The organism is Streptomyces sp. NRRL S-118 (assembly GCF_000716335.1).
In the GTDB taxonomy this organism is placed as follows: Bacteria; Actinomycetota; Actinomycetes; order Streptomycetales; family Streptomycetaceae; genus Streptomyces.
The window spans coordinates 47,321-47,839 of sequence record NZ_KL591002.1 but is presented as its reverse complement, the minus strand read 5'-3'; the positions used below and the strand labels follow the sequence as shown (position 1 = coordinate 47,839).

The 519-nt window shown below is 73.2% G+C and carries 1 protein-coding gene; it reads right to left on the bottom strand.

What is annotated here, in order from left to right; translation table 11 throughout:
* On the bottom strand, positions 1–519 hold a 519-nt coding region (locus tag IH00_RS39435; protein ID WP_031069466.1), incomplete at both ends, for an alkaline phosphatase D family protein.

The window sequence follows — 519 nt, the reverse complement described above, 5'->3', positions numbered from 1 at the left end:
CCCGGCGGCCTGCGCGCCGTCGAGGAGGCGCTTGCGGGAGGCGGGGTAGCCGTCCCAGGCGTCCATGGAGAGCTTGTAGTCGGGGGTGGGGACGTTGCGCCGACGGGCGAAGGTGACCTGCTGCGGCACCACGTTCCACACCGCCCGGGAGTTCTTCCAGCCGTCGAGCAGCCACCGCTCCTGCTCGGCGCCGGTCATCGTCCGCGCCGGGTCCTCCGACTCGGGGCCGGGCGTCTGCCAGCCGTCGCCGTACGCCTGGTTCGAGCGGTACTGGCGGGTGTCGAGGATGTCGAACTGCGCCAGGTCGCCGAAGCACAGCCGCCGGTAGAGCCGCATGTCCGGGCCCTGCGGCCGCTGCGGCGCGCGCAGCGGCTGGTTCTCCCAGTAGGCGCGGTAGGCGGCGGCCCGGCGGAGCAGGAACTCCTCGGGCGGTACGTCGTTCTCGGGGGTGTCGCCCGCGTAGTTGTTCTCGGTCTCGTGGTCGTCCCAGGTGACGACGAAGGGGTGCGCGGCGTGCGC